Annotated in this window: 11 protein-coding genes; 9 read left to right on the plus strand and 2 right to left on the minus strand. The window is 40.3% G+C overall.

Features of this window, described 5'->3' with window-relative positions:
* The first annotated feature begins 242 nt into the window (after nucleotides 1–242).
* From AC1D0K_RS15285 to AC1D0K_RS15300, 4 genes are all read left to right on the plus strand, one after another.
* Nucleotides 243–3,203, plus strand: a complete 2,961-nt coding sequence (locus tag AC1D0K_RS15285) for a SusC/RagA family TonB-linked outer membrane protein (protein ID WP_477399479.1) — start codon at nucleotides 243–245, stop codon at nucleotides 3,201–3,203.
* A 10-nt stretch (nucleotides 3,204–3,213) separates the two neighbouring features.
* On the plus strand, nucleotides 3,214–4,752 hold the full coding sequence (locus AC1D0K_RS15290; RefSeq protein ID WP_295716310.1) for a RagB/SusD family nutrient uptake outer membrane protein: 1,539 nt from the start codon (nucleotides 3,214–3,216) through the stop codon (nucleotides 4,750–4,752).
* A 72-nt stretch (nucleotides 4,753–4,824) separates the two neighbouring features.
* On the plus strand, nucleotides 4,825–8,124 hold the full coding sequence (locus AC1D0K_RS15295) for a VCBS repeat-containing protein (RefSeq protein WP_477399511.1): 3,300 nt from the start codon (nucleotides 4,825–4,827) through the stop codon (nucleotides 8,122–8,124).
* A gap of 8 nt (nucleotides 8,125–8,132) precedes the next feature.
* Nucleotides 8,133–11,468 (plus strand): FG-GAP repeat domain-containing protein, encoded by a 3,336-nt coding sequence (locus tag AC1D0K_RS15300; RefSeq protein ID WP_477463080.1) that lies wholly within the window; start codon nucleotides 8,133–8,135, stop codon nucleotides 11,466–11,468.
* A 7-nt stretch (nucleotides 11,469–11,475) separates the two neighbouring features.
* Here AC1D0K_RS15300 and AC1D0K_RS15305 read toward each other — a convergent pair whose 3' ends face one another.
* Nucleotides 11,476–12,405: a GyrI-like domain-containing protein gene (locus AC1D0K_RS15305; RefSeq protein ID WP_477399980.1), complete on the minus strand. Its 930-nt coding sequence runs from the start codon at nucleotides 12,403–12,405 to the stop codon at nucleotides 11,476–11,478.
* Nucleotides 12,406–12,633: 228 nt separating this feature from the next.
* On the opposite strand from AC1D0K_RS15305, the gene AC1D0K_RS15310 reads away from it, so the two are divergent.
* Both AC1D0K_RS15310 and AC1D0K_RS15315 read left to right on the plus strand, forming a co-directional pair.
* Nucleotides 12,634–13,962 carry a vanadium-dependent haloperoxidase gene (locus AC1D0K_RS15310; RefSeq protein WP_477398588.1) on the plus strand — a complete coding sequence of 443 codons (1,329 nt, stop codon included), beginning with the start codon at nucleotides 12,634–12,636 and terminating at the stop codon, nucleotides 13,960–13,962.
* A gap of 17 nt (nucleotides 13,963–13,979) precedes the next feature.
* Nucleotides 13,980–16,022, plus strand: coding sequence for a glycosyl hydrolase family 95 catalytic domain-containing protein (locus AC1D0K_RS15315; RefSeq protein ID WP_477398586.1), 2,043 nt, complete (start codon nucleotides 13,980–13,982; stop codon nucleotides 16,020–16,022).
* Between the two features lie 51 nt (nucleotides 16,023–16,073).
* Here AC1D0K_RS15315 and treA read toward each other — a convergent pair whose 3' ends face one another.
* Nucleotides 16,074–17,666 (minus strand): alpha,alpha-trehalase TreA, encoded by a 1,593-nt coding sequence (gene treA / locus AC1D0K_RS15320; RefSeq protein WP_477398584.1) that lies wholly within the window; start codon nucleotides 17,664–17,666, stop codon nucleotides 16,074–16,076.
* A 340-nt stretch (nucleotides 17,667–18,006) separates the two neighbouring features.
* Here treA and AC1D0K_RS15325 point away from each other — a divergent pair, with 340 nt between their 5' ends.
* The 3 genes from AC1D0K_RS15325 to AC1D0K_RS15335 are packed head-to-tail and all read left to right on the plus strand — an operon-like array spanning nucleotide 18,007 to nucleotide 23,844.
* Nucleotides 18,007–19,215 (plus strand): efflux RND transporter periplasmic adaptor subunit, encoded by a 1,209-nt coding sequence (locus AC1D0K_RS15325; protein ID WP_477463081.1) that lies wholly within the window; start codon nucleotides 18,007–18,009, stop codon nucleotides 19,213–19,215.
* A 40-nt stretch (nucleotides 19,216–19,255) separates the two neighbouring features.
* Nucleotides 19,256–22,420, plus strand: a complete 3,165-nt coding sequence (locus AC1D0K_RS15330; protein ID WP_477463082.1) for an efflux RND transporter permease subunit — start codon at nucleotides 19,256–19,258, stop codon at nucleotides 22,418–22,420.
* A 17-nt stretch (nucleotides 22,421–22,437) separates the two neighbouring features.
* On the plus strand, nucleotides 22,438–23,844 hold the full coding sequence (locus tag AC1D0K_RS15335) for an efflux transporter outer membrane subunit (RefSeq protein WP_477398578.1): 1,407 nt from the start codon (nucleotides 22,438–22,440) through the stop codon (nucleotides 23,842–23,844).
* The last annotated feature ends 1,038 nt before the right edge of the window (nucleotides 23,845–24,882 follow it).

Genomic DNA, 24,882 nt, shown 5'->3' on the forward strand with positions numbered 1-24,882 from the left:
GCTTCATTTATAGGTGTTTAATGGGATGTGCTTTTGATAGATTTTTGTACTAATGTTTTTTGATTTTCTCAGTCGGGAATATAAGTACTTAAGGTGTACGGGTGTTTTGAACTACCATTATTAAACTTTAAAACTAAACCAATTAATAAACCAATTTCAACTAAATCTCAGTAATTATGCAATTTAAACACTTACTCAAAGTATGTTTGTTTGCTGTTGTCTATCTTTTTTCCGTGTCAGCTATGGCCCAGAATAAGATTATTACAGGTAAGGCAACTGACAAAAAAGATGGATCTCCTTTAATAGGGGTTTCTGTTAAAACATCATTAACCTCACCAGGGGGGGCTATAACCAACACCGAAGGGGAGTACCGCATTTCGGTTCCCGGGAACGCTACCGCTTTGGTATTTACCTACCTTGGTTATGTAAGCCAAACAGTTAACATTGGTAACCTTACTGCCGTTAACGTTAGCATGGAGGCATCCAGCAAAGCGTTAAATGAGGTAGTTGTAATAGGTTACGGCACACAGCGTGTACGTGATGCTACAGGTTCTGTGGCTTCTCTAAGTCCTAAAGATTTCAACAAAGGTGTTATAGCAACGCCAGATCAGTTACTACAAGGGCGTGTAGCCGGTGTACAGGTAACCCCATCAAGCGGCGAGCCTGGCGCAGGTGCTACTATTGCTATACGTGGTGCTGGATCTATCCGCGCAAACGATAACCCTTTGTATGTAATTGATGGTATACCTATTGATCAAAGCGGTACAAGTGGTGGATATGGAGTTGGTGCCGGTAGCTCATCTGCCCGTAATCCACTCTCTTTCCTTAATCCGGCTGATATCGAGAATATATCCGTTTTAAAAGATGCCTCATCTGCGGCTATTTACGGCGCACGCGGTGCAAACGGTGTAATTTTAATCACTACACGCAAAGGCCGTAAGGGCCAGGGCATACAGTTTTCTACTACAACCAGTGTTGCCAGTACTGCCAAACGCTATGATGTGCTTGGCCGTGATGCTTTCTTAAAAGCAGTTGCAAGCGTGGGGGCCAACGCTGGTCCTTCATCAAGTGGTGGTGTTGATTATGGGGGCAATACCGATTGGCAAAAGCAGATTTTCCGCACTGCTATATCGCAAGGCTATAACCTTGGTTTTGGCGGAGCAAGTAACACAGGTAGTTACCGTGCTTCATTAGGTTATGATGACCAGCAAGGTACAGTAAAAAATTCTTCATTAAAACGCTTTAACGGTCGTATCAACGCTTCTCAATCTTTTTTTAACAGCAGGCTTAAGTTTGATTTGCAATCAACTTATTCCAACGTAAAAGATCAGTTTGCGCCTATTACCAATAACGCCGGCTTTAATGGTAGTTTAATAGGTGCAGCTATACAATTGAACCCAACTGCTCCGGTATATGATGCCCAAGGCAGATTGTTTAATTTAAATGGCTATAATGATGCCGGATTTCCAACAGGTAACAGTTTCAGAAACCCGGTATCACTGTTAAACCAGATAGATGACAGGGATAATATTAACCGTTATTTGAATAACCTGACAATGACTTTGCAACTATTTGAAGGCTTGTCATACAAAGGGAATTTTGGGGCAGATATATCAAGAGGTTTAAGGAAAACTTTTTATGATCCCAAAGTTATTGGTTATACAGATGCGATTGGTATCAGGAATCAAAACTTCCCGTCTCCAACAGGTAATGGAACCGCCATTTATCAATATAATAAATTAACTAACTATACTACTGAGCATACTTTAAATTACGAGAAAAAATTTAATAATAATAGCTCAATTACTGCTTTAGTCGGTTATTCTTATCAAACATTTAAAAACTTTAGCCGCAATGAGTTTGGTTTCGGTACTTCACAACCGGGTGTATTAGTTAAAAACTATAACGATTTTAAAACTCACCTGGCTTATCCGGTGGGCGATAGTTCAAGCTATAAGTTACAATCATACTTTGCGCGTGTTAACTACTCATACAAAGATCGTTATATCTTGACAGGTACAATCAGACGGGATGGATCATCTCGCTTTGGAGCAAATCATAAATATGGTAATTTCCCCGCTCTTGCGGCAAAATGGCGTATAACCAGCGAAAGCTTTATGCCAAAAGACGGTTTCTTTGATGATTTGAGTTTGAGGTTAAACTACGGTAAAACTGGTAATCAAGAAATTCCGTCTTATGCATCGTTAGCTGTAAGCCAACTTGATTATCACGGTGCTAATCCACAAATATATCAGCAAAACGTTGATCTGAAATGGCAGGGCAATAGAACTTATGGCGCCGGTATCGATTTTTCGGTTATTAAAAGCCGGTTAACAGGTTCGGTAGATTATTTCAACAAATCAATCAGCGATCTGTTATTTTACCAGGATATTGCACAGCCCACCAACTCTCCCAAAATATACAAAAACCTGGATGGAGATGTTATCAATAAAGGTATTGAAGTTGGTTTAAACTTCGCTGCACTTCAGGGTGGTAAGTTTACCTGGGATATTAGTTACAATATGACCTTTATTAAAAACACATTAAAAAACTTTAAAAACTACATAGTTACAGGAAATATCGACGGACAAGGTTTATCTGGCGCTTATGCGCAGCTCATTACTAACGGCCAGCCACTGTACACATTTAATGTTCCTAACTTTGCAGGTTTTAATGCCAATGGCTTTTCCATTTACCCACAAGGTATTGACGTTTCAACGTTACAAGGTAGCCCGAACCCTAAGTTTACAGCGAGCTTAACCAATAATTTTACTTATAAAAACTTTAGCTTGAGTTTCTTTCTTAATGGTGCAACCGGTTTTGTTATTTATAATAACACTGCTAATGCTTTCTTTTATAAAGGCAACCTTGTTAGTGGTCGTAACGTAACTAATGATGTAGCAGCATCTAAAGAGAATCCACTTAACTCAGGTGAGGTATCAACCCGCTTCCTTGAAAAAGGCGATTTCTTAAGATTAAGCAACGCTACAATTGGTTATACCTTCCCGCTTAAAGGCAGCAAAATTAAATCCTTGAGGGCATCTTTAACCGGTCAAAACTTATTTCTTATCACCAACTATTCTGGTTTAGATCCGGAAGTTAACACCGACAAACAAAGGTCTGATGTGGCTTCAAAAGGTATAGACTATACCTCGTATCCAAAATCACGGATATTCACCTTAGGCATAAACGCAAGTTTTTAAAATTACGAAAATGAAAAATATAATCTCACGAGTAACTATATGTAGCATTGTTTTTATGACCGCTGCAGGTTGCGCAAAATTGGATGAGAAACTTTATGGCTCAAAATCCATAACGTCGGCCGGTGCAGGTGCCGCCGAGCTTGGTGGTGTTTACTCACAGTTAAATGGTCAGGCCGATCAGGCAAATACTTATGCTTTACAAGAACATCCTACAGACGAAATGATGGGTCCTACCCGTGGTACAGACTGGGGAGACTTTGGTACCTGGCGTAAATTACATACGCACACCTGGACACCAACGCACAACCAGGTTAATGATACCTGGGATCAGTTAAACATAGGTGTATTCCGTGCAACGCAGGTTTTTACTAAAGCATCGGATATTAGTATTAAAGCTCAGGCAAGCTTTTTGCGTGCTTACTTTATGTTTCAGGTTGTTGACCTTTACGGTCAGGCACCATTCCGCGACCCTGATGCACCTTCCTCATCTATCCCGACTGTTATGAGCCGTACAGAAGCTACTGCTTTTATAATAAAAGATCTTGAGTATGCCGAAACCAATCTTCCAGCAACATCTGCTAACATCGGTGTTGCAAACAAGGTAGCTGCAGAGGCTCTTTTAGCAAAAGTGTATCTAAATAAAGCGGTGTATACTTCCACTACTGTAGGTGGCCCTTTTACATTTGCAAAAGCAGATATGGATAAGGTTATTGAATATGCCAATAAAATTACCGCAGCGGGTTATTCTCTTGAACCTGCCGGTAAATACTTTCAGGATTTTGCATGGGATAACTCAGAACAATCTCACGAAAATATTTTTGGTATATACAATACAACAACAAATGCCCCGGGTTCTGCAAAAAACCGCTGGAGGATGGGTTTACATTATAACCAAACACCTGATGGATGGAATGGCTTTACTACCCTTGCCGACTTTTATAAATCGTTTGAAGCAACTGACGAACGCCGTGGCGTTGCATACCCAGGCTTAACTGATAAAGTTGGTTTAAGGGCGGGTTTTGCTGTTGGGCAGCAATATGGTCCTAACGGTAAGGTTTTAACTCAGCGTAGTGGTAAACCACTTATTTTTACACCCGAAGTGGATCTTAACTTTTCTACTGAAGCTCAGGGTATCAGGGTGTTTAAATACTTTCCTCAACCATCTGCAAACAATACAGTTAATGATGATAACTCATCTAACGACTACGTAATTTTGAGATACGCGGATGTATTACTTGAAAAAGCCGAAGCTATTATGCGTGGCGGTACAGACCCGAGCGGACAAACGCCTTTGGTAATTGTAAACTTGCTACGTGTACCTCGTGGCGCAAGTGCTTTATCGTCTGTTGACGCTACAGTTATGCTTGCCGAAAGAGGCCGCGAGCTTTATTACGAAGGATGGAGAAGAAATGACCTGATCAGGTTTGAGAAATTTAACGATCCTGTTGATCAGCGTCCTAACAAAACGGATAAAACCAAAACCTTGTATCCTATCCCTCAACGTGCTGTGGATACAAATCCTAATCTTAAACAAAATCCAGGTTATTAATATATTGGGGTTTATTTGATTTATAAAAGAACGTAGCGGAAATTTTCCGCTACGTTTGTTTTTTCTAAAAGTATGATACTATCTAAAAAGTGGTTTTTCGTTTTTCCCTTACTTGTAATATTTAGCTGCAAAACCGGTAATAAATTTTCGTTATTCACACTTCAGGAAAATGATGAAACAGGTATAAATTTCGTCAATCAGTTAAATGATCAGGATCGTACAAATGTGTTTACCTTCCGTAATTATTACAACGGAGGTGGTGTAGCCATTGGCGATGTTAATAATGATGGACTTAATGATGTTTATCTAACCTCAAATATGGGGGGCAATCAGCTTTATATTAATAAGGGCAATTGGAAATTTGAAAATATTACAGATAAAGCCGGAGTAAAAGGGACTAAATATTGGAGTACGGGGGCAACCATGGTTGATATTAATGGCGATGGCTGGCTTGATATTTATGTTTGTCACAGTGGTAACGCCCATGGTAAAGAAAAAGGAAATGAATTATTTATAAATCAGCATGATGGTACATTTAAAGAAGAAGCTGAAAAATATGGCCTGGTAGATAATGGATTATCGACCCAGGCCATATTTTTTGACTATGATAACGATGGCGATCTGGATTGCTTTGTGTTAAATAACTCTTTCAGGCCAATAGGATCATTTGATTTTAATAAGGATCTGAGATCTGTTGTTGATGAATTGGGTGGAGCGCGCTTGTATCGTAATGATGGCGGGCATTTTACTAATGTAACCCGACAGGCGGGCATATTCTCCAGCGATATTGGTTTTGGTCTTGGCGTTTCTGTTGCTGATGTTAATCAGGATGGCTACCCGGATATTTATGTATCCAATGATTTTTTTGAGCGGGATTACTTATACATCAATCAAAAGGATGGTACTTTTAAAGAAGATATTCAAAATGAAACAGGTCACGTTAGCCTGGCTTCTATGGGCTCAGACATAGCCGACATTAACAACGACGGTCAGTATGATATTTTTACTACAGAGATGCTGCCCGAAGGAGATAAACGCCTTAAAAAAATGTCATCTTTTGAATCATATGACGTAATTAAAGCCAAACAATACGATGGTTATTATAATCAATACATGCAAAATTGCCTGCAGGTAAATAATGGAGATGGAACATTTTCTGAAACAGCTTTTTACTCGGGCATAGCCGCTACTGACTGGAGTTGGGGCGCGCTGATGTTTGATATGGATAACGATGGCTGGAAAGATATTTTTATATCTAACGGGATTTACAAAGACCTTACCGACCAGGATTATATCGAGTTTTTGGGCAACCGGGATAATATGGCAAAAATTGCCGAAGGGCGCAAAAAGTTTGATTTTAAGGATTTTACAGATAAAATGGTTTCAACCCCTTTATCAAACTATGCTTACTTAAATAATCATAATCTCACATTTACCAATAAATCAGCCGATTTTGGTTTGGATAAACCATCATTCAGTAATGGCGCTGCTTATGCAGATTTAGATAATGATGGCGATAACGATCTGGTGGTGAATAACGTAAATTCTCCTGTTTACATTTATAAAAGCAACGCCGAAAAAAATGGCAATCATTATATTCAATTAAAGTTAAAGGGCAATACTTTAAATAGCTTTGGGGTAGGTACAACTATTAAGGCTTTCATGAAAGGCAGCTCGCTTATTTACTATAACCAGCCAACCCGTGGTTTTCAAAGCTGTACATCACCCAATTTGCTAACTATTGGTATAGGTAAATTTAAACAGGTAGATTCAGTGCAGGTAATTTGGCCGGGCGGCAAATACCAGCTTTTGCAAAACGTTAAAGGCGATAAAGTTTACACTTGTAAACAAGCCGACGCCAACCTTACTTACAATTGGAGTAAGCCTGTTGTAAAACCATTATTTACAGATGTAACCAAAGCTATTTTTGATAGCATACCACGGCACAAAGAAGACGATTTTATCGATTTTGATAATGAACGCCTCATGCTGCAGATGTTATCAACCGAAAATCCATATATGGCAAAGGGCGATGTAAATAATGATGGCCTGACGGATTTTTATTTTGGGAGTTCAAAAAATGGCTTTGCAGCTATCTATATACAACAAAAAAATGGCAGCTTTAAGCAAACCATTCCTGATGATTTAAAAAAACAAGAATATCTTGAAAACGCAGGCGCCGTATTTGGTGATTTTGATGGAGATGGCGACCAGGACCTGATCATCGGAGTAGGTGGTAACGCAGATGAGGCTGAGACGCCTGTATATAACCCCCGTTTTTATGAAAACGATGGTAAAGGAAATTTTCACCGCAATGCTGATAAAACTTTACATGCCGCCGTTAACGCATCGGTAATTGTATCCTGTGATTATGATGGCGATGGTCACCCGGATCTGTTTATCGGTGGCCGGAGTGTGCCCGGGCTTTATGGATGTTCGCCAAAATCATTTGTATTTCATAACGATGGCAACGGTCATTTTACAGATGTATCGGCGCTGGTATTAGGTAAAAACACCAATCTGGGTATGGTAACCGCAGCCAAATGGGCCGATTTGGATAAAGATGGTTATCCAGATCTGGTGGTTGCCGGTAACTGGATGGGCATCAGGATATTTAAAAATTTTAAAGGCCGGTTTACCGAAGATAAACAACTGGCTGATTACAAAGGCTGGTGGAGCAGTCTTGAAATTGCGGATGTTGATGGCGATGGAAATTTGGATATTATCGGTGGTAATATTGGCTTAAACTCCAAGTTCAGAGCATCATTTATCGAGCCTATGGAAATTTATATAAAAGACTTTGATAAGAACGGCACAAAAGAATGTGTTACTTCGATGTACAGAACGGATAACGTTAAATACGTTTTTCATATGAAACCCGATCTTGTTGGCCAGCTGCCGATATTAAAGAAACGTTTTTTGAGGTATATAGATTACGCCGGAAAACCCTTTAATGAAGTATTTACAAATGATATGCTTGAAGGTGCCGAAAAACACGAGATGAACTTTTTAGCTTCGGCGGTATTTTTAAATAACGGCAAAAAATTCACCTGTAAACCTTTGCCTGCCGAGGCGCAGTTTTCAATGGTTAACACTATTTTATGTGATGATATTGATAATACAGGCCATGTCAAAATAATTTTAGGAGGCAACTTTTATGGCTTTAAACCAGAAGTAGGAAGGCTTGATGCAAGCCACGGCCAGGTTTATCAATATGATAAAAATGGGTTTAGCTACTACTCCCCATCCAAAACAGGGTTTGATTTAAACGGACAGGTGAGGTCATCATTGGTTATTAAAAATGCCATGGGCAACAAATATTACCTGTTTGGTATAAATAATCAACCGCTTAAGGCATATAAATTACGTTAATATTCAAGATGTCGCTATTTGCAAAATATATACCAGCACCCATGAAATTGTTTGGCTTCCTGTTTTTTATCGGGATTATTTGCATTGGTGCATGCAAACCTAAAAAAGCAGGAGAAGGTATTTTTAAATTGCTATCCGCAAGTGAAACAGGGATAGGGTTTGTAAATAAAAATATTGTATCAGATTCTGTTAATATTTTAGATTACCTCTATTTCTATAATGGGGCAGGGGTAGCTGCAGCAGATTTTAATAACGATGGTTTGCAGGATCTTTATTTTGTATCAAACCAGGGGCCTAATAAGCTTTATTTAAATAAGGGTGGTTTAAAGTTTGATGATATCACCGCAAAAGCGGGCGTTGCCGGTACAGGTAATTGGAAAACCGGCGTTACTGTAGTTGATATTAATGGGGATGGGTTAAAGGATATTTATGTATCCGTGGTATGTGGCTATAAAGGTTTTAAGGGTAAAAATCAACTTTATATCAACAACGGCGACCTTACGTTTACAGAAAGTGCTGCAAAATACGGGCTCGACTTTGCAGGACTGTCAACGCAGGTTTCTTTTTTTGATTATGATAAGGATGGCGATTTGGATATGTTTCTGCTTACCTCGTCTGTACATAGCAATGATACCTACGGCGATTCTACTTTAAGGTTTAAATACAGTCATGACGCCGGCGATCATCTTTTCAGAAATGATGGCGGCCATTTCACCGATGTTACCCAAAAATCTGGCATTTATAGTGCTCCAATAGGTTATGGGCTTGGCCTTAGTATCGGCGATTTAAACAACGATGGCTGGGACGATATTTATGTAAGTAACGATTTTTTTGAGCAGGATTATTACTATATCAACCAGCATGATGGTACCTTTAAAGAACAGCTTAAAACTGCCTTTGGGCATACCAGTCTGTTCTCTATGGGGAATACGATTAGTGATATCAACAAAGATGGTCATTTGGATGTGCTTACTACAGATATGCTTCCCGAGGATATAAAAGCATTACGATCAACTATCAATGATGAACCATTGGATATTTATACCCAGGAGGTAAATGCAGGTTATTATTATCAATATTCAAAAAATAGCCTGCAACTGAATGTTGGCAACGGAAATAAATTTGTTGATATGAGTTTATACAGCGGTGTATCAGCTACAGATTGGACGTGGTCGCCCCTGGTGCAGGATTTTGATATGGATGGCCGCAAGGATCTTTTTTTTAGCAACGGAATAAAAAAGCGGCTCAATGATATGGATTATCTTAAATATCTGGGCAATCCGGCTGTGATGCAGGAGTATAAAAATAGCCGCGTTTTTGATAAAGATAAGATCAACCTGATGCCTGATGGCGCTGTTCACAATTTTTTTTACCACGGAGATGATCTGCTGAAATTCACCGATGCCTCATTTACAAATGATATGCATCAGCCCTCTATTTCGGCGGGCTCTGTAGCTGTGGATCTGGATAACGATGGTGACCTGGAGATTGTAACCAACAATATGGATGAACCGGCCTATCTATATAAAAACACTGCGATGGAAAGCCATAAAGATGATAAGCCGGGTTTTTTAAAATATGCGGTTAAATACTCCAAAGCCAATCCTGACGGTATCGGAACAAAGTTTTTCCTGAAATCAGGTAAACAGGTAGATCACCAGGAAATACAAACCAGTAATGCTTACGAAAGTAACCTAAGTAACGAATTGCTTTTTACTTTTTTACCCGGAGATAAGCCAACTGATCTTTTAGTGATATGGCCTGATAATACCTGGCAGATAGTAAATGATTTTAAACAGGGTAAAAAAGCGATAATAACTTATAATAGTAAACAAGTGCAGTCGACTAATGACATTTCATCGGTGATAAATACCTTCATCAGTGGAAAAAAACAGTCAGACTACAAAGCTGTACAAGCCAAACTGTTGACTCAAGTAAAAACTTTTGACACACCCGACTTTAATTATTATTCATTATTGCCGCATACTTATTTACCTCATATCCCCGCTATTGCGGTTGCCGATGTTAATGGTGATGGTATGGATGATATTTATGTTGGCGGTTTGACGAGCGAAGAAAAATATATACTCGCCGGAAATAAAGCAGGTGGTTACGATAAAGTGAAAGTAGCGGAATTTGATAAATTTAATGAATATGGGGATGAGCAGGCTGTTTGGGCCGATATTGATAATGATGGGAAGCCCGACCTGGTTGTGATCAGCACCAATCACCCGCTTTTAGATGATGACAAAAGATTACCTCCGCGTTTATATATTAACAAAGGTAATTTTAAGTTTGAGTATAAGGCTTTGCCTAAAATAACCAATCAAACATCAAAAATTGCTGTGTTTGATTTTAATGGCAATGGATTGAAGGATATATTATTAACCGGAAGTATATCCTATAAAGATTATACGGCCAAAGTGCCATCAGCTATTTTGATAAACAAAGGCAATGGTAATTTCGATGTTAGTCATGATAAGGTTTATGATGATATAACGTCAATCCAATATATAACCAGCGTTACCGAAGCCGATGTTGACCATAATGGTAAATCCGATCTGGTGATCACCGCTGAGTGGCAGCCTATTCAGATTTTTTTAAATGATGGAAAAAAACTTCGGAAATTTTCTTCGAAGGTATTGGATAATGAAAAGGGCTGGTGGCAATCAGCTATAGTTACCGATATGGATGGAGATGGCAAAGCCGACCTTATAGCGGGTAATTGGGGCTTAAATAATAAATATAATGTAACCCCAAACCAACCATTGTATGCTTACAATGCCGATTTGGATAAGGATGGAAAAAACGACCTGATATTATCCTACTTTGTTAAAGGAAATTACTATCCCTTTAGACCCAAAAATGATTTGGAACAAGAACTGCCCTATTTGAAAAAAGAATGGCTGAGCTACCAAAAAATGGCTGATAAAACAACCAGCGAAATATTTAAAGACAAATTGAATGATGAGGATCGTTTAGCTGCCAATCAATTCAGCAGTATTTTTGTAAACGATGTGCTGCATGCTACTACATTTCAAGAGTTGCCTTACCAATACCAGCAGGCGCCTATACGATCAATTCTCGCTGACTATAAAAGCGGGGATGTATTGCTTAACGGTAACTTTTGGGGAGTTGTTCCTTATGAAGGTAAATATGATGCTTTAGGTTTAGTTGGTTTGCATTATAACAAACAACTAAAACAGTTTTCGCCCCCGGGTTATTTAATAAACGCAGCCTTTAACTTCCAGGAACTGCCATATATTTCAACCATAAAACGAGTTGGAAGTGCAGATTATCTTATTGTTACCTATGATGGTAGGATTGTTTTGGTTACTAAGTAGTTATGGTTTAAAATATCGGATAGTATATTTTGGTTACCCATTTTGAAGTATCTTTTTCAACGGATCTATCGGTGATTAGTGATTCAAAAGGCATGGCTGGCGATGTTAAATTATGATCTTTCATATAAGCTTTAACGGCGCCAAAGGCGTCACTTATAGTGTTAGGTCCACCCTTTACATCCGCTACTAACAAATTGCCACCCAGTACAAGGTTGTTCATGAATGATTTTTGGTCTGGCTTAATTGTTTTATTGATCGGGATTGCAACGGTAATCTGGTATTCTTTATTTGCAATTTTTGTTACATTAAGAATTGGGAAGTTGGTCAACATAACACCTTTAGTTTTAGCTTGTGCTTTAAGGTCGTCAACTTTTTCATAAATCGTTTGAATGGACGGATAGTTATCACTACTTGTAGTTGTAGTGAGCAAATAAGGGTCCTTTATTTTATTAATATATATTTTATAACCATAAGCATTATTTTTATCCTCCAGGAATAATTTAAGGTGCTTTAAAATTTCGGCTGTTTTGGTTTTAAGAGCCTGGGCATTTAAATAATTTTCAACCCTTTGAACCGGATTAAGGCTGTTTTGTAATTCAGTATGCCATGTTATTTTCACAGCAAAATCGTCAGCAAGATAACTGATTTCGCTATTGAGTTTCATATTGCCCTTTTGCAAAGTAACATGTGCACCGCCGTTGGTAGTTTGGCTAATATAAAAATGGATGTCTCCGTAATCAAACTGGTTATTATCAACCCTGGTGCCGGGCCACCATTTTTCCCATTGTTTGCTATGGGTTAAAAACTTAGCAGCGATAGCGTCAGATGCATCAATGTTAACCTGGTTGTTAATTGTTAAAGTAGATGGGATTATTAAATATATTGCTATTATAATTACTGCAGCAACAGCTAAAACTATAAATGTTATTCTTTTCATTTGGTTTAATCGGGGGCGTAAATCTATGAATACTGAGCAGCTTATTTGCATTTACAGCAAAAATAAGCCACCCGGCACCGAAATAAATAAACGATATTTTATGTCAAAAAACAACGTTTTATATGCTGATGTATAGCATTAAAAAGCCTATATTGGCTGTTGATCCAATATGAAAACCTGTGGATATCGCCACGATATCTATGTGATTTTTAACCTATATTTTAAATTATGAAACCCTTTTTATTTTGTATTGCAGGAGTATTGTTTTTATTCGCATCCTGTAAAAAGCCCGATTATGAAAAAGTTTTACATGATCCTGAACTGTACCGTGTAACAGTAAAAAAGCTTAACGATATTGTATTAGAAAATAATTTTCCGCCGGTTACCGCCTCCCGAAATTATGCTTATGCCAATATAGCGGCGTACCAGGTAATAGCAGCTGGCGATTCAACACATTTCAGGTCACTGTCCGGGCAAATTAAACATCTGCCACCAACGCCCAGGCCCTCAAAAGATACTACGGTTGATTACCAATTTGCGTCCTTACTGGCATTTTGTTATGTGGGTAATGCGGTAACGTTTCCGGAAGGTAGTATGGATCAGTATGTTGATGGCTTAAAGCAAAAGGCAAAAGATGCCGGTATGCCTAATGATCTTTTTGAAGGTTCGGTAAATTATGCTAATAAAGTAGCCAAATTTATCATGAAGTGGAGCAAGGGTGATAACTATTTAAAAACCAGGTCGGCAAGTAAATACACGGTAAAACAACAGGATGGCCGCTGGATACCAACACCACCTATGTATGCCCAGGCGTTAGAAGCACATTGGGGCGAAATAAGACCAATGGTACTTGATTCAGCTGCACAATTTATACCATCAAACCCACCGGTGTTTGATGTAAAAAATAAGAACAGTAAATTTTACCTGCAGGCTGTTGAGGTTAAGCAATTGGTCGATAGTTTGACCAAAGACCAAAAGCACCAGGCAGATTTTTGGGATGACAATGCTTTTAAGCTTAATGTAGTAGGCCATGCATCGTTTGCTACCAAAAAGTTTTCGCCGGGAGGCCATTGGATGAACATTACCGGGGTGGCTACACGGGCAAAAAAACTTGATTTTAATACCACCGTTAGCGTATATGCCGAAACTGCTATTGCTTTGTTTGATGGATTCATTAATTGCTGGTATTTAAAATACAGATCTAACTACGTAAGGCCAGAAACGGTAATTACCAAGTACATTAATGCAGATTGGCGGCCGTATATTCAAACTCCTCCCTTTCCGGAGTATAGTAGCGGGCACGCTGTAATATCATCAGCCGCAGCCGAAGTACTTACAAGTACGTTTGGCGATAATTTTGCGTATACAGATTCGTCCGAAATGGAATTTGGTATTGATCCGCTTTCTTTCAAATCTTTCCGGGAAGCAGCGCAATCGGCAGCAATGTCAAGAGTGTATGGTGGCATTCACTTTAAAAACGCGTGTGTGGTGGGTAATAAGCAAGGTGCCGAAATAGGGCAGCTGGTGGTGAAAAAGCTTCAACTAAAAATTAAATAAATCAATTGAAATTGATAATGAAAAGACTATCAAAATGGTTTTTACTGATAACCTTATGTGTTCCCATTGTAGTAAGCGCTCAAGGTGGTATTGACCCCTGGAATATCAAGGCTGATAAGATTGATCCGGCCAACTATTATGGAATTACTGTTGCCAACGGAATGATCGGCATTGTATCGGCACCAGAACCTTTTAAGGTAAAAAACGTGGTGTTGGCAGGTGCATATGACCTTTACGGTCGTGGCAGAGTAAGCAATTTTTTAAACAGTTTTAACCTGCTTAACATGTATCTGGAGGTTGATGGTAAACGTATCGATTCTAAAAACATCAGTAATTTTAAGCAGGAGCTGGATATGCAGCACGCGGCGTTTACCACAACGTTTGACTATGGTGATAAGGCTACTATAAAATACACTTATTATTCCCTGCGCCAGTTGCCGTTCACTGTTTTGATGGATGTATCAGTTGTAGCCAAAAAGGCTATTAATATTACCTCCGCAAGTGTGATGGAAGCGCCTGATGCTTTGAAAGAAGTACAGAATTATTACAATGAAATTGACCGCCCGCATGTTACAATCAGCCTTTTAACTTCAACCGCAAAAAGCCCAACTGGTAAAATGCAGTTATGTGCTTCAACTTCGTTTTTGTTTAATGAGCCACACGGGCAGGAGCCACGGATTATCCACGAAATGTGGGATAATAACATGCACCTGATGAAATTTAGCAAAGCTATTGCAGCGGGCCAAACTTATAAATACGCGGTAACAGGCTCATCAATAACATCTGCACACCACGCCGACCCACTAAACGAGGCTGAACGACTAACCATTTTTGCCAAATTAGAAGGCCGCGACCGCCTCATTAAATTTCATAATAAAGCATGGGATAATTTGTGGGCCAGTGATATACAAATTGAGGGTGATGCCCAGGCGCAGCAGGATGTACACAGTATGTTATATCACCTGTACTCATTCTCGCGTGCGGGCACAGCTTATTCACCTTCGCCAATGGGCCTTTCTGGTTTGGGTTATAATGGTCACGTATTTTGGGATTGCGATGTTTGGATGTACCCGGCAATGTTGGTGTTACACCCCGATATAGCAAAATCAATGGTTGAATATAGATTTGAACGACTGGAAGCGGCCCGTAAAAATGCGTTTTCGCATGGTTACAAGGGGGCTATGTTCCCCTGGGAAAGCGCCGATAGTGGGGTAGAAGAAACTCCTGTTTGGGCATTGAGCGGTCCGTTTGAGCATCACATAACAGCCGATGTTGCCCTGGCCGCCTGGAATTATTATTGTGTAACCCAGGATAAGCAATGGCTGCGCGAAAAAGGCTGGCCAATACTATCGGCAACTGCCGATTTTTGGGCAAGCCGGGTAGAGCGTAGCGGTCCTGGCCAATATGATATTAAAAATGTGGTGGCTGCTGATGAATGGGCCGAAAATATTGATAACAATGCTTTTACCAATGCTGCTGCCAAAGCCAACCTCTTAAACGCAATCGCTGCGGCAAAAATATTAGGAGAGAAAGCTGACGCCGATTGGCAAACGGTTGCTCAAAATATCCCTATCCTTAAACTGGATAACGGAGTTACCCGCGAACACGCCAGCTACAATGGCGAGGGTATTAAACAGGCCGATGTAAACCTGCTGGCATACCCATTAAAAACCATAACCGATCCTGCTCAAATAAAAAAGGACCTTGAATATTATGAAACCCGTGTGCCAAATGAAGGTACGCCTGCCATGACGCAAGCTGTTTTTGCATTATTGTATGCCCGTTTGGGTAATGGTGATAAAGCTTATCATTTTTTTAAAGATGGTTATGAGCCCAACCTTAATCCGCCGTTTAGGGTAATTGCAGAAACCAAAGGAGGCACCAACCCTTACTTTGCCACAGGCGCAGGCGGTATTATTCAAAGTTTGCTGATGGGTTTTGGCGGTTTGGATATCACGCCTGCAGGTATTGTGCAGGTTAAAAGCAAATTGCCATCAAACTGGAAATCATTGAAGATTACCGGTGTCGGGCTTAATAAAAGTACTTATACAATTAAATAGAAGGAATATTTAAGATGCGTATCGCATACGCATCTTAACTAATTTCAAAAATCAATTCTGGTTTTCAGGTAAATTCTTCGATTCCTGCGCCGGATCAAAATGATAGCGGTTCATGAGATGCAGTAGCACCCCATTTGTCCATCCAAAACCATCTTGTAAAGGGTACTCGCCACCGCCGGCCGTTAATTTGGTATCAACCACGTTATATTTTTCCAATAATTTGCCAGTTTGCTTAAACACACGGATATTTAACCTCAACCAGCGGGTGGCGATTTCTTTTGCCAATGCATTGTAATTGTATTTTTCTAAACCATCAATAGCCATGTATTGTAAAGGCGCCCAGCCATTTGGCGCATCCCACTGCTGGCCCGAGAAATTCAACGTGGTAACCAAGCCGCCGGGTTTCAGGAAATTATTTTTTAATCCTTCGGCTATTAACCGGGCTTGCTCTTTTGTCGCAATTTTAAATTCCAGTGGAAATTCAGCTGCAAGGGTGGGTACGGTTGATAGTTGATTTAGTTGCAGATTGTAATCATCAAACCAACCGGTTTTACGGTTCCAGCAGTATTTTAATATTGCTTTTTTTCTGTTTTCGGCTTTGGCCCGATATTGCCCGGATAGTTTTAAATTACCACTTTGCTGATAGGAATCGGCAATGGTAAGTTCAAGATTATAGATCAGGCAATTCAAGTCAACCGGTACAATATCAGTGGTTTGTATAGTGGAAAGCTTGCCCGATGCATCAAACCAACGGGTACTGAAATCCCATCCTGAAGCAGCAGCAGCCCGTATATTATGATAAAACTGGGGTAGGGGTTCTTTGGTTTCTTTGGCTGCATCCACGTCCTTTACATATGATTCTTCCCTGGGTTGGTCGCTTTCGTCCCAGTAGCGGTTCATGATTTCGCCACCACGCATGCGTACGGCTCTGTGGGTTTTTGAATTTATCTTTAGCTGTGCCGACCCCAGCATCCAGTAATTATACTCCTTAATTAGCTGGGGCCTGAATTGGGTTAGTACCTGTTGCCCTTCGTTTTTGGCCAGCAAATTTACCATCATAGCAAAAAATGGCGGTTGCGAACGGGTAAGGTAATAGCTGCGGTTGCCGTTGGGTATAAAACCATATTTATCAATCAGGTAAGCAAAGTTCTCTACCATGTTGTGGATCACCTTAATTTGATGACTCTCCTGTAAACCCAGCATCGTAAAATAGGAATCCCAATAATAGATCTCCCGGAAACGGCCGCCGGGAACTATGTAGGGATTGGGCAGCGCCAATGTTGATGAATTGGCCTTTGCCTCATCTGGTCTGCGCTGCAATACCTGCCACAACGTATCAATATGCTTACGAATCCCAGCTTCAATATCGGTTTGGAAAGCATTATGAGATACGGGTATATCAAAATTTGCTAATACAAATGCCTTTAAATCAAAACCCGGTTTATCTTTTTGATCATGATAAGCTTTCATGATCAATGCCGGATCTTGCTTGGGTACAGCATCAACAAAGGTTTTATTATCCGGAAATATGTTCGACAATTGAACGGCTTCAAATAAGTCGGGATATTGTTGCCGCGGAGTTAAGGTTTGCGATTTAACACTAAGCGTGAAAAATAAAAGCGCGAGTAAAAAAAGTCTTCTCATTATCGTTTTGATGTACCTTTTACAGGATAAGGTAATTGATTTATAATAGTTTATAAATTTACTGTTTTTGAGAGGATTGTAAGCGGTATCTTAATAATTTTATGCTGTTTTGATATAAAAAGGGTAGATATCTGCACTTACAAGTTATTATGAAATTCAAGGTATATGAACATTCCGGATGCGCTGTTTCGGCTTTGCTGGATATTGGCAATTTAAACTTAAAGCATAAAATTTTACTTATCCTGTAACAATACCATCTACTTAAACATCTATATAGAAATTATATCCGAATTTAGCGGCCGCTTTGCCGTACCCGGTATTGATTATGATTTAAATAATAATGATGTCTTTTATCCTGCCTTWAAAAAAAAACAATTTAACGCCCTTAACTATCGCTAAGGGAATAATGATCACGATGGTTTCTACGGTGTTCTTTTCTGCCTGTGTTGATAAAAGCAAGCAGGCTGCGGCAGGCCCGGTAAACCAGGTTTTGGATTACAAAGTAATGCAATTGCAACCCCGGTCGGCTACGTTAAATATTGATTATCCGGCAAGTATTCAGGGACAGCAGAATATCGAAATAAGGCCCAAGGTTGATGGTTACGTAGAGAGAATTTATGTAGACGAAGGCTCCGTTGTAACCAAGGGGCAATTGCTTTTTAAAATAAACGCTCCGCAATATGAGCAGGAAGTGCGCACGGCAGAGGCCGGTATTAAAACTGCCGAAGCTGATCTGAGCATGGCCAAAATGCAGGTAAACAAAGTGAAGCCACTTGTTGAAAAGGATATCATCAGCCATTATGAACTTGAATCGGCCGAGTATACGCAACAGTCAAAAGCAGCTGCGTTGGCGCAGGCCAGGGCTGCTTTGGTAAATGCCAAAGTAAATTTAGGATACACCACTATAACCAGTCCGGTGAATGGTGTTATTGGCTCATTACCTTATAAATTGGGAAGCCTGGTAACAGGCTCCACTACAGAACCGCTTACAACCGTTTATAATACATCAAATATTTACGCCTACTTCGCGCTTAACGAAAAGCAATTACTCAATTTGAGCAGGGATAGCGTAAATAATACCTCATTAAAAACTAAGCTGAGCAAACTCCCGTCAGTATCACTAATATTGCCGGATGGAACTACTTATGAGCACGGCGGCCGTGTTGAAACTGTAAATGGGTTAATCAATACCGCTACAGGTACAGCAAACGTGCGGGCTGATTTTGTGAACCCGCGTGGCCTTATCCGCAGCGGCAGCAGCGCGGTGATAAGGATTCCAAATGTGGTTAAATCGGCATTACTGGTTCCGGAAAGCGCGACTTATGAGCTACAGGATAAACGCTTTGTGTATGTGGTAGATGATCAAAATAAGATAAAAAATGTAGCCATTAATGTGATGGATAACACCGCTGGTCAGTTCTATGTAGTTTCTGATGGTCTTAAAGCCGGCGATAAGATTATACTGGAAAGCTCTGGTAATCTACAGGATGGTACTGTTATTAAACCGAATGAAGTAAGCGCCTCATCCGTTTACGGTAGCCTTAAATAATCACACCTTTTCAACTTCTGCTCATTACTAAAGCAATATTATGCTTAAAAAATTTATAGAACGCCCGGTACTATCAACAGTTATTTCTGTATTACTTTTGATTCTGGGTATTTTAGGACTCATCAATCTGCCCATTTCACAATACCCTGATATTGCGCCGCCAACTGTACAGGTTCAGGCCTATTATAGCGGCGCCAATGCCGATGTGGTACTTAAAAGTGTCATCATCCCGATGGAAGAACAGATTAACGGGGTGGAGAACATGACCTACATGACCTCATCTGCCAGTAATGACGGTTCGGCATCTATCACTGTTTATTTTAAGGTAGGCACCAATCCCGATCTGGCTGCAGTAAACGTGCAGAACCGGGTTTCAAGGGCTACCAGTTTGTTGCCGTTAGTAGTTACCCAATCTGGTGTTACTGTTGCCAAAAGCCAAAGTAGCAACCTGATCATTTTTTCACTCTACAGCGAAAATAAAACCTATGATGAAACATTTTTACAAAACTATGCCAAGATAAACCTGGTGCCTCAAATACAGCGTGTTACCGGTGTGGGTAACGCCAATGTTTTTGGATCGCGGGATTATTCTATGCGGATCTGGCTAAAACCCGACGTTATGTCGAGATACAGCCTTATTCCTGATGATATTACCGATGCGCTCAATGAGCAAAATATTGAAGCCGCACCCGGAAAGTTTGGCGAGAACAGCAATCAATCATTCCAGTACGTAATAAGGTATAAAGGGCGACTTAAAACAGCTGCTGAATTTGGCAATATTATCATCAAATCTGTAGGAGGCGGGCAATTGCTGCGGTTAAATGATGTGGCACGTATTGAATTGGGTTCATTGGATTACTCTTTTGATATCCAAACCAACAGTTTACCATCAGTAGGAGTGGCCATTAGTCAAACAGCCGGCTCAAATGCCCGTGATGTAATTAATGAATCAAAAAAGATTCTGGATGCGGCTGCCGAGAAGTTCCCCAAAGGGATGAAGATCACTTACCTGGTTGATGCCAACAATTTCCTCGATGCCTCTATTGAAAAGGTGATCAGTACCTTGATTGAGGCATTTATACTGGTATTTATTGTGGTATTTGTATTTCTGCAGGATTTCAGGTCGACGCTGATCCCCGCCATCGCGGTTCCGGTAGCTATTGTAGGTACTTTCTTCTTTCTCAATCTTTTTGGTTTCACCATCAACTTGCTCACACTATTTGCACTGGTATTGGCAATAGGTATTGTGGTAGATGATGCCATTGTGGTGGTTGAAGCAGTACACGCCAAACTCGATCTGGGTTATAAATCGGCACGAAAAGCATCCATAGATGCAATGAATGAGATCTCGGGCGCCATAGTTTCCATTACATTGGTCATGTCGGCTGTGTTTTTACCCGTAACATTTATTACCGGCTCAACCGGTGTTTTCTATAAACAATTTGGTATAACCCTGGCTGTTGCCATTTTACTATCGGCAGTAAACGCGTTAACATTAAGCCCGGCTTTGTGTGCCTTGTTTTTAAAACCACATGAAAAGGGAACTAAAAAGCATGGTTTTCTTAACCATTTTTACGTAGTGTTTAATGCTTCGTTTGATGCAGTAACTGGTAAGTATAAAAAAACGGTAAACTTTTTGGCTCATAAAAAATGGATAGCACTCGCGGCTGTCGCTTTGTTTTCGGCCGTGTTGGTGTATTTGGTTAAAACAACTCCATCAAGCTTTGTCCCTAACGAAGATCAGGGAACTGTTTTTGCCGCTATCAGCCTGCCGCCTGCATCGTCCATGGAACGTACTGAAGCTGTTGCCAGTAAAATAGACAGTATCGGGCATACCATCCCCGAGGTTCAGAATACGCTTAAACTGGTAGGTTTCAATTTTATAGCCGGATCGGGAAGTGCTTACGCTATGGTAATCATGAAGCTGAAAAACTGGGATCAACGTAAGGAGAAAAGTCAAAGCCTTCAAAGCATCATTGGCCAGCTTTCAACTAAAACAAGTGGATTAAGGGAAGCCAACGTGTTTTATTTTTCGCCACCAACCTTACAGGGCTTTGGTAACAGCGATGGTTTTGAATTGGAGTTGCAGGATAAAGGAGGCCATACTGTTGATGAGTTATTTAAAGTAAGCAACAACTTCCAGGCGGCCCTTAAAAAGAGGAAAGAGATCCAGAGTCTGAACTCATCATTTAATCCTAATTTTCCGCAATTCCAGGTAGATGTAAATGTGGCAAAATGTAAAGAAGCCGGTGTAACCGTAAATTCGGTATTAAATACATTGCAGGGTTACTATGGTGGTTTGTATGCTTCCAACTTTAACCAGTTTGGTAAACAATACCGCGTAATGGTGCAGGCAGATTATGATTACAGGGCTAATGAAATAGGCTTGAGCAAAATATTTGTACGTAATAGTGCTGGTACCATGGCACCCATTACCTCGTTTATATCGCTAAAAAGGGTGTTCGGCCCCGAGTCAATTTCAAGGTTTAACCTCTTTACGTCTATCTCTGTTTCCGGATCACCCAACCCTGGGTATAGTACTGGCGATGCGATCAAAGCGATTAAGGAAGTAGCCAAGCAAACGTTGCCCGCCGGGTACGACTATGAGTTTTCTGGCCTCACCCGCGAAGAATTGAGTACCGGCACCCAATCGGCCTATATATTTATGCTTTGCCTGGTGTTTGTTTACTTTTTATTGAGTGCCCAATATGAAAGTTATATCCTGCCTTTTGCAGTGCTTCTTTCTTTACCTGTGGGTTTAGCGGGAACCTACTTGTTTGCACAAATTTTTGGAGTAGGAAGTAACATTTATCTGCAGATCTCACTCATTATGCTCATCGGCTTACTGGCAAAAAATGCAATCCTGATTGTTGAGTTTGCTTTAGATAGGCGCAGGGCCGGTATGGACCTGATTCCCGCTGCCATTGCCGGTGCAGAAGCCCGTTTACGTCCTATCCTCATGACATCTTTCGCTTTTATTTTTGGTATAATGCCTTTAATGGTTTCAACCGGAGCCGGTGCCAATGGTAACAGGTCAATAGGTACAGGCGCTGTAGGGGGGATGTTTGTAGGAACAGTGTTCGGTGTATTTGTAATACCCATTTTGTTTATCATATTCCAGCATCTGCAGGAAAAAGTAAGCGGCAAACGAAAATATAATGACGATGATGAAAACGATGATGCAGTAACAACAGCTGCTAATTAATTCATAAAAGGTAAAATATGAACAAATCTGTTTTAAAATATATATTGCTCTTTACGTTGATATTTGGTGTATTGGCGTCCTGTAAAATTACCAAAACTTATAATCCCCCGGGCGTGATCACCAGTGGGCTATACCGCGACCGCGAGTTAAACGATACTACTACCCTGGCAACAATGCCGTGGCAAAGCCTTTTTGCTGATACGGCGTTAAGGGCGCTGATACAGGAAGGGTTGAATAATAACCTTGATCTTAAAACGGCTGTACAAAAGATTTTAGAAGCACGGGCTACATTGCAGCAAAGCAAGGCTGCGTTTTATCCGTCGTTATCTGGTAATGTAGGTGTAACCAGGTCTAAACAATCTTCGGCCGGGTTAAATTATCCTGCCGGGGTAAGTATCAACACCTTAACTACTACGTACCAGGCCGGTTTAACATCTTCATGGGAGGCCGATGTTTGGGGTAAATTGAGCAGTACCAAACGGGCGGCTCTTGCTGGTTATTTACAAACAGATGCTGCCAAAAGGGCGGTACAAACGCAATTAATTGCAGATATAGCAAATAATTATTTTACGTTATTAGCTTTGGATAGGCAAATGGATATTACGCTTGAAACCCTCAAAAACAGGATCAAGGATGTGGAAACCATGAAAGAGCTTAAAGCCGGTGCCGTAGTAACCGGTGCTGCCGTGGTGCAAAGTGAGGCTAACCGTTATGCTGTAGAAGTATCCATTCCCGATTTAAAACGCAGCATCCGCGAAACCGAGAACGCTTTAGATATATTGCTTTCAAGAGCGCCGGGACCCATTAACCGGAGTAGCCTGGCTAATCAAAAGATAGTAAGCGAACTACAGGCCGGTATCCCAACCCAATTACTTAACAACCGTCCCGATGTGCAACAAAGCGAATATGCTTTCAGAGCCGCTTTTGAAAATACAAATGTTGCCAAAACTTATTTTTATCCGTCATTTACCATAACGGCTTCCGGAGGTTTATCTACGTTGCAATTGAAAGATTTTTTTGTCAATTCTATATTCTATAATATAGCCGCCGGCCTAACGCAACCCATTTTTAACCAGGGACTGAACAAAGCCCGCCTGCGTACCGCTCAAGCCCAGCAACAGGAAGCTTTAAATAGTTTCCAGAAAACGCTGCTTGTAGCCGGACAGGAGGTGTCCAATGCGCTGTACGCACAGCAAACCGCTTTGGAAAAACAGGATGCACGCAACAAACAGATCATAGCCCTGCAAAAGGCTGTAGATTATACTCAGGAGCTGTTAAGATATAGCTCGGCCACTAATTATACGGATGTATTAACATCCGAACAAAACCTGCTATCTGCACAGCTCGGTGGAGTTAACGACAGGTTGCAGGAGTTACAGGCAGTGGTAAATCTTTATCATGCTTTAGGTGGCGGGTGGAGATAATAGTTAAATAGATTAACTCTTAGTTGTTAAATTCAGTGTGTTTTTTAACTCTGCTTAATTTTTTGTGCAAATGACAGGAAGCCTGTCTGTAAAAAGCTACATTAAAATAGAAAGATATAGTACAGAAATAAAAAAAGCTTCTTTTTAAGAAGCTTTTTTTATTGGTAGATGTTATATAGTGATCAGGCAATAAAGCCTGTAAAATGAGTGGATTGGCCTTGATTATTGCCCATTAGCCTGTTATGAATCGCTTTCAGTGTTACAGCCTTTTTGGTAAGAAGGTCAAAAATAGTATTTCTGACACTTTTAACAGGTTGATTGAGATTGATGTGGACTATTTTCATATTTATATATAAACCAATTTCATGCCATGTATTCAATTTAATGGCATGACAAGTTATTGACACGTCCAATCAATAAATAATTTCTATCCAACATATATAAGATACAGCGGGGATTACTGCCATCAACCTTATCTGGAGCTAAACGAGGTGATTTCTTATTAATCTGTTGCTCTTAATAAGGGCGTTGCCTGCGGCCGGGTCATCCGCTCATACGGCACAAGGTCTTAGGCTCGGGCCGGTATCCGCTGCTACCCCTAACGCAATTACGTGTATATATAATATATACGTGCCGAAAAAGGTGACCAGGATATAACGGAAGGGAGTTTATCATATATTAAGGTATGCAACGTTATCCTGTGAAGCATCGCTCCGTCTTTTCGCATAATTTCCGCTGAATAGCCTTTGAAAAAGTTTTTGCGATTGATTGCTAAGGAGTTAAGGCTATAGGTTAAGTAATTGTTAAAAACAGCTTGCGTAATTGTAAAATCGGCGTACCTTTGCAGCCCGCAAACGAGGAAGCGGGGATTGTTCTTAGAAAGGTTAAGAAGAGGGTTTTTGAAGCAGGAAGAGGGAAAGCGAGAAGAAGATAGCTTCAAAAAAAGATCAGATAAATTTTCGGAAAGTCAAAAAGTTTGCTACTTTTGCACCCCGCCGCTGAGAGAGAAAAGAGAGAAGGAAAAGGGGATTGAAAACT

The sequence above is a fragment of the Mucilaginibacter sp. P1_A3 genome, from assembly GCF_056406855.1.